Genomic DNA, 11,193 nt, shown 5'->3' on the forward strand with positions numbered 1-11,193 from the left:
GGCCGGTGCTTAGGACGGATCGACATTCAGCGCATTGCCCGTCCAAACAACCGCTCATCGCCGCGAAAGCGGGGATGAGCGGATAGGGGGAATGTCTCGGATTTGAATGTCGGTCCGCGCTTAGCCCTTGTTGGCCAGCGCGGCTTGCGCGGCGGCCAGGCGCGCGATCGGCACGCGGTAGGGGGAGCACGACACGTAGTCGAGGCCGACCTTCTCGCAGAAGCTGATCGAGGCGGGGTCGCCGCCATGCTCGCCGCAGATGCCCAGCTTGACGTCCGGACGGGCCGCGCGGCCGCGCTCGGCGGCGATGCGGATCAGGTCGCCGACGCCGTCCTGGTCCAGGCTGACGAAGGGGTCCTTTTCGAAGATGCCCTTGTCGATATAGGCGCCCAGGAACTTGCCGGCGTCGTCGCGGCTGATGCCGAACGTCGTCTGGGTCAGGTCGTTGGTGCCGAAGCTGAAGAATTCGGCGTTGGCGGCGAGATCCCCGGCCCGCAGGGCGGCGCGGGGCAGCTCGACCATGGTGCCGACGGTGTATTTCAGGTCCACGCCCTGCTCTTCCAGCACCGCCTTGGCGACGCGGTCGGTCAGGTCGCGCAGGTACTTCATCTCCTCGCCCTTGGCGACCAGCGGGTGCATGATCTCGGGGACGGGAGCGGCCTTGCCCGACTTGGCGATCTCGCAGGCGGCCTCGAGGATGGCGCGGACCTGCATCTCGTAGATCTCGGGGTACGAGACGCCCAGGCGGCAGCCGCGGTGGCCCAGCATGGGGTTGGTCTCGTGCAGTTCCTTGGCCCGGCGCATCAGCTTGGCGGCGTCGAGACCGGTGGCCTGAGCCACGGCTTCCACGTCTTCCTCGGTGTGCGGCAGGAACTCGTGCAGCGGCGGGTCCAGCAGGCGGATGGTGACCGGCAGGCCTTCCATGATCGTGAAGAGCTCGACGAAGTCGGCCTTCTGGAACGGAGCGATCTTGGCCAGCGCCGCGCGGCGGCCCTTTTCGTCGTCGGCCAGGATCATCTCGCGCACGGCGGCGATCCGGGTGTCGTCGAAGAACATGTGCTCGGTGCGGCACAGGCCGATGCCTTCCGCGCCGAACTGGCGAGCGGTCTTGGCGTCCAGCGGCGTTTCGGCGTTGGCGCGAACCTTCAGGCGACGGACCTGGTCGGCCCAGCCCATCAGGGTGGCGAAGTCGCCGGTCAGCTCCGGCTCGATCATCTTGGGCGCGCCGGCCAGGATCTCGCCGGTCGAACCGTCGATGGTGATGATCTCGCCGGCCTTGAACTCCCGGCCCTTGGCGCGGAACAGGCCTTCCTTCTCGAAGATCGCCACGTCGCCGGCGCCCGAGACGCAAGGCCGGCCCATGCCGCGCGCCACGACGGCGGCGTGGCTGGTCATGCCGCCCCGCGCCGTGATGATGCCGCGGGCGGCGTGCATGCCGTGGATGTCCTCGGGCGAGGTCTCTTCGCGCACCAGGATCACGCTCTCGCCGGCGGCGGCGGCCTTTTCGGCGGCGTCGCTGTCGAAGACGACCTTGCCGGTCGCCGCGCCGGGCGAGGCCGGCAGGCCCGTGGTGATCACGTCGCGATGGGCGGTGGGATCGATGGTCGGGTGCAGCAGTTGGTCCAGAGAGGCGGGCTCGACCCGGCCCACGGCCTCCTCCTTGGAGATCACGCCCTCGCCCGCCATGTCGACCGCCACCTTCAGCGCGGCCTTGGCCGTGCGCTTACCGTTGCGGGTCTGCAGCATGTAGAGCTTGCCCTGCTCCACCGTGAATTCGATGTCCTGCATGTCGCGGTAGTGACGCTCCAGCGTCTCGACCACGGACTTGAACTGGCCGAACACCTCCGGCATCGCCTCTTCCATCGAGGGGGCGACGTCGCCCATCTCCTCGCGGGCGGCCTTGGTCAGGGATTGCGGCGTGCGGATGCCGGCCACCACGTCCTCGCCCTGGGCGTTGATCAGGAACTCGCCATAGAGGCGGTTGTCGCCGTTCGACGGGTTGCGGGTGAAGGCCACGCCCGTCGCCGAGGTGTCGCCCATGTTGCCGAACACCATCGACTGGACGTTCACCGCCGTGCCCCAGCTTTCGGGGATGTCGTGCATGCGGCGATAGAACTTGGCCCGGTCGTTCATCCAGCTGGCGAACACCGCGCCGATCGCGCCCCACAGCTGCTCCTGGGCGTCCTGCGGGAAGGGCTTGCCCAGGTGGTCGCGCACGGCGGCCTTGTAGTCCTTGATGACCTCGGCCCAGTCGTCGGCGGTCAGGCCGGTGTCGACCGTGACGTCCAGGCGCTCCTTGTGGTCGTCCAGGATCTCTTCGAACATATGGTGCTCGAGGTTCAGCACGACGTTCGAGTACATCTGGATGAAGCGACGATAGCTGTCATAGGCGAAACGGCGGTCGCCCGACAGCTTGGCCAGCCCCTCGACGGTCTCGTCGTTGAGGCCAAGGTTCAGCACCGTGTCCATCATACCCGGCATCGAGGCCCGCGCGCCCGAGCGCACCGAGACCAGCAGCGGATTGCCGACGTCGCCGAACCGCTTGCCGGTCAGTTCCTCGACCTTGGCGAGGCCAGCCTTGACCTGATCGGTCAGCTCGGTCGGATACTGCTTGCCGTTGGCGTAATAGTGGACGCAGGCCTCGGTGGTGATCGTAAAGCCAGGCGGCACCGGCAAGCCCAGCGACGACATCTCCGCGAGATTGGCGCCCTTGCCTCCCAGGAGATTCTTCATCGAAGCGTCGCCGTCCGCGCCGCCTCCGCCAAATGCATAAACCCAACGAGCCTTGGTCAGCGTCTCAACCGGCATATGAAATTCACCCTGCGATAAGTGAAAAGGCCGCGCCCCTCTGACGGGGGTCGTCTCACCTTGGAACAGCGCTGCTGTATTATAATCCCGCAGTGCAATATCCGGGGCCTCAGTAGCACCTAGCCCAAGAACGCGTCCACTGGCGCTTCGCGTTCCGAGCGATAACGATTGAATTCGGTAAATAATTCCAATGACAACGCTGTCCGCTCGACGGCTCTGGCCAAGTTTCGGCTAAATCTCGTCGAATCCGTGTTCGCCGTGAAGAAACATCGAAGGAGATCGATTGCCTTCGCCGCGCGAAACGCTTTCCAATAGGAATATGACAGCAACCTTGACGCGACTGGGAACGCGCCAGAATGACGCGGATGCGATCGCGGACCTGCATACGCGCAGCCGTCAGGTCGCCTATCGCGGACTCTATGGCGAGGCCTATCTGGATCATGAGCTGTTTGACGTCTCGCGCGCGACGTGGCGCGCCCGGTTCGCCGATTTCGATCCGACCTCGGATCTGATTCTGGCGGCGATCGAGGACGGGGCGCCGGTTGGCCTGGCCTACGCCTCTTTCCGGCTGAACCCCGAGGTCGGCGCCCTGCTCGACAACCTGCATGTCGCGCCGGAGCGTAAGGGCGGCGGCCTGGGAACCCGGCTCCTGGCCGGCGTGGCCCGCTGGCTGGCCGAGGAGCACGACGGCGCGCCGCTGCACCTGGAGGTCTACGCGCCGAACGCCAAGGCGCTGGGCTTCTATAGGGCGCGAGGCGGCATGGAAATCGCGCGCTACGCCGAGACCGTTCCCGGCGGCCGCGCCGTGGAGGTCGTCCGCTATCGATGGGAACGCCCCGAGACGTTGCTCGGGCATTAGAGCCTTGGCCGGATGACAGGCCAACACGAAAGCGGCGGGCGACCGTCCCCGGATCGCCCGCCGCTCGCCCCCGTGGAGGCGCCGTCGTTGGCTCTAAGCGGCCGCGATACGGCCCTCCACTAGCTCTAGAAGGGAATCTCGTCGTCCAGATCGGCCGAGAAGTTCTCGCGCGGGCCGCTGGGCTGGCTGCGCGCCGCGCCGCCGCCGAAGCTGGATCCGCCGCCCGAATAGCCGCCGCCGTACTCGTCGCCGCCGCCCGAGGAGGCGCCGGCGCTGTCGCCGCGCCCGCCCAGCATGGTCAGCTCGCCACGGAACTTCTGCAGCACGATCTCGGTGGAGTACTTTTCCTGGCCGGTGTTATCGGTCCACTTGCGGGTCTGCAGCGCGCCCTCGATGTAAACCGTCGAGCCCTTCTTCAGGTACTGCTCGGCGACCTTCACCAGGTTGTCGTTGAAGATGACCACGCGGTGCCATTCGGTCTTTTCCTTGCGCTCGCCGCTGTTGCGGTCGCGCCAGGTTTCCGACGTCGCGATGCGGAGATTGGCGACGCGGTCGCCCGAACCCAGGCTGCGGATCTCGGGATCGGCGCCGAGATTGCCCACCAGAATGACCTTGTTGACGCTGCCCGCCATCGCTTGACCTTGCTCTCGCCCGGCGACCCATGCGCCGGAATCTGGAGCGAGACGTTAACGAAGGCGCCAAGCGCGCGCAAGTTTTGTTCTCAATATGTTCTTGTGGACGAGAAAGACGGCTGTGGACGGAACATCCGCCGGCCCTTCTCACTCGGCCCGATTGGCTCACTCGGCCCTATTGGGCGGGAACCTGGCGGATGGCGCCTGGAACGGCCAGGCGACCGTCACCGGTGCGGACCAGCGACATGAACCGCGGGCCGTCGTAGGTCTGCCCCAGGTAGATGCCTTCCTTCTCGATGAAGATGAAGGAGCCCTGGTACGCCCCGACCAGACTGCGATTGGGGCTGCCCATGCGGATGAAGCGGATGCGCATGCCCTCGAGCGTGGCGGCGCATTCCTCCATGTTCGGCACGTTGCGGGCCACGGGATTGTAGCGAAGCGTGCCGTCCTTGTTGGTCGCCACGTGGAAGCAGACCCCGGTCTCGAACGGGGGCTTGATCTCCTTCTGGCAGCCGGCGAGCCCAAGGCCCGAGGCGGCGAGAACGACGGCGGCGGCGAGGACGGTCTTCTTCATGGATTACACTTATAAACCTATCCCGCGTTCGGGATAGAGCAGTTGGGGCCCTGCTCGAACGCGGTGTGGAAGGTGCGGTTGTCCGACGAAATCTCCACGCGACCGGGCGACAGGCGCAAGGTCTCCTCGCCCCAACGGCCATAGGTGGCCCCGCCCGCCTTCTCGCAGCGCCCGCCGAACAGCTGCTGGGCGCAGGCGTTCAGGGTGATCTCGCCCGGCAGGCGTCGCCATTCGTTGCTGGCGTAGCGCCAGCAGGCGGCCAGGGGCGCGTTGGCGGATGCGGACGCGGATGTCGCGGGGGCGCTGGACGGCGTCCCGTTCACGACCGCCGTCGGCGCCTCCACCGTGGGCGGCGGCAGCGGGGTCAGCACGGTTCCGGCCTGATCCGCGGCGGCCAGGGCGCCGGTCTCGTCGACCCCGACGTCCAGGGCGCCGGTCGCCACGCCGTTCTTCTTGGCGCATTCGGCCAGGGTGATCTCGCCGACGAAGGCGCCGCCGACGAAACAGCGCAGAGGCCGCGCCGGGTCCAGCTTGGTGTCGTCGTCGCGTCCGGTCTCGACGATCAGGCCGGCGCGCGAGGCCGGCGGCGCCTCGGTCGGCTTCTGGTCGTGGCCCGCCAGCAGAGCCACGGCGATGCCCAGACCCGCCAGCAACGCGAGCGCCGCGCCGCCGCCGAAGACGATGATCCGTCGATCTTTGAGAAAATCCATGGCCCCTGGCTACGACGCGTCGATGACGCTTTCAAGCGTAACGGCCGGGGAAACCGCCTGGACCCGGTGTCAGACCCTAACCGCCGCCGGTGAGCCGGTTGAGCGCGGCCTGGTAGTTGGCGAGCTGGTCCGTCAGATATTTCGGCGCCGTGCCGCCGGTCTTCCCCGAGGTCTTCGTACTGCTGTTGTCGATGCCCATCGCCTTGTCGGAGACCTCGCGATAGGCGGTGCGGATCTGCGAAATGGCGCGCGTGATGACCACGTTGGCGTTCTTGCGGCCGGCCTCGGTGGTCAGATCCAACTCGGGGGGCAACTGAAGGCCGTAGACTGGTCCCCCGCCATCGGCCGAGACGGTCTTGCCGTTGTCGGTCTTGGTGGCGCGCACCACGCCACCGGCAAGACCCAGGGCTTCCAGCACGTCCGTACCGCCCTTGCCCGCCACGATCTCGATGGTCGAAGTGTTCGTGGCCGGACTGATCTTCAAAACCCGGCTATTGCCGGTGCTGGCCGTCTCGACCTTGGCGCGGAAGCTCGAGGCGCGCTTGATCTTGTCCGCCAGGGTTTCGAGGGTGTCGTTGGCCTCGATGGTGATCGTGGTCAGCGGTCCCCGCTCACGCGTGCGGATCTGGAACGTGTCGCCGGCGCGCGCGGTCGTGGCCGAGACGATGCGATCCGACTGGGTGAACTTCATCTCACCGGCGGGCAGGCCGAAGGCGTCGAGAGCCGACGCCCCCGTGGACGAGACCGCGACCGAGGTTGGGGTGGCGTAGCCGTCCTTGCCGGTGAGGTGCTGGCTCCAGTCGACCGCGCCCGTCCCGACGTTGACCTGGGCGACGTAGCCGTCCTTGGCGCCGATCGTGGCCTGACCGTCCAGGTTCGCGCCCGCCGAACCGACCAGCCAGGCCGTTCCATTTTTCACGTCGAAGCCAGTGACCGTATCGTCGCCCGAGCCCCCATAGTAGGTCAGGGCGTCGGCGGTGTTGTCCGAGATATCCAGCGACATGCGGCCCACGAAGGCGTCCATGCCGCCGGAAGGCGCGGTCGTCGCGCCGTTGATCGACATCAGGTTGTTGGCCGTGTAGCCGCCGACATAGAGCTGGCCGTTGTCGATCTTCAGGCCGACCAGGTCGCCGCCCTTCAGCGAGCCCAGGTCGCGGGTCGCGCCAGCCGTCAAGGTCGCGGTCTTGGTGTAGGTGACCGGCACGGACTCGTAGGCGCCGTACTTGTTCAGTTGGGTGACGTTCTCCGTCACCACCGAGGTCGCGACGTCGAAACTGCGCAGCATCGCCTCGCCGTTCTCCTTGGAGCCGACGATCACCTGGGAGCCATTGACCACGATGTCCGAAACGGAGTCATTGGCGGCGCTGCCGAACTTCTGAGTGAACAGCGCCTTGGGCTTGCCGCCGGAATCGGTGGCGAAGGCCGACAGATAGGCGTCCCAGCCGCCGCTAGGGTCCGAGCCCGTGGCGCCCGGGAGATCCGACTTGCTGCGGCCGCCGACATACAGCACGCCGTCCGAGCCAAAGGCCAGGGCGGTTGCTTCGTCTTCCTGCAGGCCACCGCGGCGCACCGTCCACTGCTCGTCGCCGTTGCCGTCGTAGCGGGTGACGAAGCTGTCGGTGGTCGTCGACGTATCGCTGTTGTTGATCGGCCCGTTGACCGCGCCCTGCAACCGCCCGCTGACCGAGCCAGCCACGGCCACGCTGCCGTCGTCGGCGACGGCCAGGGACAAGCCGCTGGCGTTGTCCGTCGCCCCCAACGTCCGCGCGTAGAGCAGATGGCCCGCGCTGTCGTACTTCAGCAAGGCGACGTCGCTGTCGCCCTTGATCGTCTGGCCGTTGACGTCGAGCTTTCCGTCGACCTGGGTAGCGACGTCGGCCAGCATGTAGACCGAGCCGTCCGTGCCGGTCACCGACTTGCGGACGGTTGAGATCGTGCCTTGCAGCGTCTCGGTGAACACCCTGCCGCCAGGCGCGCCGGCGCCCGCGCCGCCGCCGGTTCCGTCCGCGCTGTACTTGGTCAGAGTGGTCTCAAAGACGCCATCGTCGGTCGTGGTGTTCTTGTCCGGGTCTGGATTACCGGCCTTGGTGGTGACATAGACCGCCGGCGCCGTGGTCGGCGCGCTGAAGGCGATCTGTTCGGACATGTCGCCGTTGACCCGCAGCGCGAAGTCGTCGCCAGTCGCCGGCAAGGTCACGGGCTTGCCGCTGACCTGCACGGTGCGCTCTTCGCCCGCCGTTCGCTGGACCGAGAAGGAGGTGTTGTAGCCCGCCGCCTTCATCTGGCCGTTCATGTAGGTGACGACATTGGACATCGTCCGCGGCGTCGAGCCCATGTCGTTCAGGTTCATTGTCACCGTCTTGGTGGCGCCGAAACTCTTGACCGAGATGTCGAACGAGACATTTCCCTGGAACTGGGGGATCGGGTCGTCGACCTGGCCGCTGTAGATCTTGTCGGTGATGTAGGTGTAGTTCGCCTTCGGCACACCGACCGTGCCCTTGTCGCTGGTCATGACCTTGCCAGTGCTCAGGCGTAGTTGGTCGAGCGACAAACCCTGGACGTAGGTGCTGATCTCGCCGAGCCCCTTGGTCAGGGCCGTCTGCAGGTGGGCGATCTCGCCGTCGGTGACGTTCTTCTCGCCAGCCCGCGCGGCCACGGCCGACAGGGTGTTCAGCGCCTGGTAGGTGGCGAAAAGCTTGGCGTAGTCGGGGCTCGCGCCTTTCAGGCTGGTGGTGCTGGCCCCCTCGTCGACGAACTTGCGGCCGTTCAGCGCCGAGCGGACCAACTCGCTGGCCGCGGGCGCCGCGCCGCTAAGCCAAGGCGCGGAGGGCACCACGGCCTTGGAGCCGGACGAGGATGAAGAAGACGTCGCCGTTCCAGACGCAGCCGTCCCCGTCAGGCCCGCGCGGGCCTGATAGTAGCTGAGCAGCGTGTTGGTATCGAACGTGATCACGGCCTGTCCTAATGGGGACTCGGAGTCCCCCGCTCGTACATTCGCCCAAACACCGCTGACGCCTTGTTAAGACTTGGCGTTAAGCGGCGATAAGATTCGCCTCCGACAACGCCCGGCGCGCGCCCTCGCGCAGCTCGCCCCACTCGGACGCCAGGATTCCCAGCAACACCACGTCGCGCGGCTGGCCATCCTTGAGGACGTGGCCGCGCAGATAGCCTTCGCGACGGAACCCCGCGGCCGACTGGGCTTTCAGGGCCGCGTCATTGTCGGCCATGACCTCGGCGAACACCTTGTGCAGGCCAAGCTCTCCGAAGGCGCGGTCGAGCCCCAGGACCTGGGCCGCTCGTCCCACGCCCCTGCCCCGCGCCTCGGCCGATCCCAGGAACCAGTTCCAGCTGGCGCGGCGGTGATGACTGGTCAGACCCGTCAAGGTCAGCAACCCCATGGGCGCTCCGGAGCGCGTGATCATCCAGCCGCGCATGTCGGGATCGGTCCGCAGGGCCTTGAACCAGGCGGCGTGCGCCTCATGGCTAGGAAGATCGGCGTCGGACATCCAGCGGTCGACCTCGGGCTCCGAGCGCCACTGAAAGAGGATCGCCTCGTCCTCGTCCATCAAGTCACGCAACTCGATCATACCCGCCGCCGAATCCCCGTTCCGTACAGGAAGAGTTTAGCCCGGCGCCGCCGCGCCACCTAGGGTTACTGGGGACTACTGGCCTTTGAACAGCGACAGGATGATTTGCGGGGCGCCGTTGGCGATCGACAGCGCCTGGGCGCCGAGTTGCTGCTTCACCTGCAGGGCCTGCAGGCGGGCGCTTTCCTTGGCCAGATCCGCGTCGACCAGATTGCCCACGCCCGTTTCCAGAACATCGGTGAGCTTGGAGACGAACGAGTGGTGGGCGTCGATCTGCTTGGCCTGGGTGCCGATATTGCCCACGGCCTGGTTGACCGCGCTCATCGTGGTGTCGAGGTTCGCGAGCACGGCCGTGGCGTTGGCCGGCGTCAGAATGTCGTCGGTCGGCTGGAGCGTGTTGATGGTCCCGCCCAGCGACAGGTTCTGCAGGCTGAGCGTGATCGCCTGAGCCGCGTCCGCGTCGGCCAGGAACGTCATGTCGGCGGCCTGGCTGCCGTCCAGCAGGTTGGCGCCATCGAACACGGCGCTCTTGATGACCTGCGACAGGTTCTTCAGGATTCCCTGGAAGTCGGCGTTCAGCGACTGCCGCGAGGTCGTCGTCAGCGAGGTGTCCTTCGCCGCGACCACCTTTTCGCGCATCAGCTTGAGCAGGTCCGAGACCGACTCGCCGGCGGCCAGGGCCACGTCGGCGATCGAGGTCGCCCGGTCCAGGCTCATCTTGACGGCCCCGAGCGCGCTCATGTCGGCGCGCTGCTCCTGGGCGATCGACCAGACGGCGGCGTTGTCCTTGGCGGTGGAGATGGACAGGCCCGTATTGATCCTGGTCTGCACCGACTGCATGTCGTCGTTGGTGCGGTTCAGGTTCTGCAGCGCGATCAGCGCGGGCTGGTTCGTGTTGACGCTCAGCGTCATGCGCGGCCTCCGATCGGCGATTTTGCCGTTGGTTGCGACCGCACGCGATTCGGCGTGCGATCTAATCGCCGCCGAAATTGGGCTCAGAAAGTAAGAACATGGTTAACGTCTATAAACCATGTCCGTTTACGCATGCGGCCGGAGGTCGCACGCCGCCTTCAGCGCGGCGTCAGCCGCCCGTCAGGCCTTGCCGTCGTACACGTCCCCGCTGACGTAGCGCGTGGCGAGGCGCAGCTTCAGGATCTCCTCGCGGGGAAACTGCTGCAGGGTCTCACCGGTGCGCCGGTCGACCGTCTTGTAGACGTAGTCGCCAGTGTCGCCGTCCTGCTCGATCACCAGCCGCAGATCGCCGGGCTGAGGCCCCTTGTCCACGGGCTTGTCGGACTTGTCGTCGGACACGCGTGACACCCGCGCATCTTCCGCGGACTTGGCTTGGACGGCCGAAGCCGCGTAGGCGGCCAGACCTGAAACAACTTTAGCGCCCTCGGACTGGTCCGGGGCGTTCACGGGGGCGATGAAATCTCTGATCGCCGACAAAGCGGCCTTGGGGTCCATTTCTCTTCGCCGACTTGCGGCGCTCCTCTCTTAATCTCCTTGTCCTCGGTCCAACGAAAAGGCGGAGGCGGGCCCCGAAGAGCCCGCCTCCTCCGGCTCCTTAACGGAACAGGCTCAGGATCGACGACGTGGATTGGTTCGCGATCGACAGCGCCTGGATGCCCAGTTGCTGCTTGGTTTGCAGCGACTGCAGCTTGGCGCTTTCCTTGGCCAGGTCGGCGTCCACCAGGTTGCCAACACCGGCGTCCAGGCTGTCTTGCAGCTTGCCGATGAAGGTCAGGTGAGTGTCGAGGCCCGTCGAGGCCGTGCCCAGAGCCGACAGCTTGTTCGTCGCGGTCAGCAACGCATCGGCGATGTCAGAGATCATCGCCTTGGCTTCGGTCGCCGTGGTGAAGGTCGTGGTCGTCGTTGACAGGCCAAGGCCCAGCAGACCCAGGGTTTGAGCGTTGACCGTAAAGGTTCCGCCGTCCGCGTTGGCCAAGAAGACCAGCGGCTTGACGGTGGCGGCGACGAGGCTGACGCCGTTGAACGTGGCATTCTGCGCGGCCTTGGTGAT

The 11,193-nt window shown here is 66.5% G+C and carries 10 protein-coding genes; 1 reads left to right on the plus strand and 9 read right to left on the minus strand.

The window, feature by feature from the left end:
* Nucleotides 1-120: 120 nt before the first annotated feature.
* Nucleotides 121-2,808, minus strand: a complete 2,688-nt coding sequence (gene ppdK, locus VJ655_RS10835; RefSeq protein WP_324111069.1) for a pyruvate, phosphate dikinase — start codon at nucleotides 2,806-2,808, stop codon at nucleotides 121-123.
* A gap of 331 nt (nucleotides 2,809-3,139) precedes the next feature.
* Between ppdK and VJ655_RS10840 the strand changes: the two genes are divergently transcribed.
* Nucleotides 3,140-3,667 (plus strand): GNAT family N-acetyltransferase, encoded by a 528-nt coding sequence (locus VJ655_RS10840; protein ID WP_324111070.1) that lies wholly within the window; start codon nucleotides 3,140-3,142, stop codon nucleotides 3,665-3,667.
* 125 nt (nucleotides 3,668-3,792) lie between these two features.
* Here VJ655_RS10840 and VJ655_RS10845 read toward each other — a convergent pair whose 3' ends face one another.
* The 8 genes from VJ655_RS10845 to VJ655_RS10880 form a co-directional block, all read right to left on the minus strand.
* On the minus strand, nucleotides 3,793-4,299 hold the full coding sequence (locus VJ655_RS10845; protein WP_324111071.1) for a single-stranded DNA-binding protein: 507 nt from the start codon (nucleotides 4,297-4,299) through the stop codon (nucleotides 3,793-3,795).
* Nucleotides 4,300-4,474: 175 nt separating this feature from the next.
* Nucleotides 4,475-4,873, minus strand: a complete 399-nt coding sequence (locus VJ655_RS10850) for a hypothetical protein (RefSeq protein ID WP_324111072.1) — start codon at nucleotides 4,871-4,873, stop codon at nucleotides 4,475-4,477.
* Nucleotides 4,874-4,890: 17 nt separating this feature from the next.
* Nucleotides 4,891-5,583: a hypothetical protein gene (locus VJ655_RS10855; protein WP_324111073.1), complete on the minus strand. Its 693-nt coding sequence runs from the start codon at nucleotides 5,581-5,583 to the stop codon at nucleotides 4,891-4,893.
* Between the two features lie 76 nt (nucleotides 5,584-5,659).
* On the minus strand, nucleotides 5,660-8,536 hold the full coding sequence (locus tag VJ655_RS10860; protein ID WP_324111074.1) for a hypothetical protein: 2,877 nt from the start codon (nucleotides 8,534-8,536) through the stop codon (nucleotides 5,660-5,662).
* 79 nt (nucleotides 8,537-8,615) lie between these two features.
* The gene (gene pseH, locus VJ655_RS10865) at nucleotides 8,616-9,170 is read right to left on the minus strand and encodes a UDP-4-amino-4,6-dideoxy-N-acetyl-beta-L-altrosamine N-acetyltransferase (protein ID WP_324111075.1); all 555 of its coding nucleotides are present in this window, start codon (nucleotides 9,168-9,170) and stop codon (nucleotides 8,616-8,618) included.
* A gap of 75 nt (nucleotides 9,171-9,245) precedes the next feature.
* The gene (locus VJ655_RS10870) at nucleotides 9,246-10,082 is read right to left on the minus strand and encodes a flagellin (RefSeq protein ID WP_324111076.1); all 837 of its coding nucleotides are present in this window, start codon (nucleotides 10,080-10,082) and stop codon (nucleotides 9,246-9,248) included.
* Nucleotides 10,083-10,262: 180 nt separating this feature from the next.
* Nucleotides 10,263-10,637 (minus strand): hypothetical protein, encoded by a 375-nt coding sequence (locus tag VJ655_RS10875; protein WP_324111077.1) that lies wholly within the window; start codon nucleotides 10,635-10,637, stop codon nucleotides 10,263-10,265.
* Between the two features lie 100 nt (nucleotides 10,638-10,737).
* Nucleotides 10,738-11,193: flagellin (locus VJ655_RS10880; RefSeq protein WP_324111078.1), on the minus strand; the 456-nt coding region annotated here is incomplete at its 5' end.

It is taken from the genome of Caulobacter sp. (assembly GCF_035254145.1).
GTDB lineage: Bacteria > Pseudomonadota > Alphaproteobacteria > Caulobacterales > Caulobacteraceae > Caulobacter.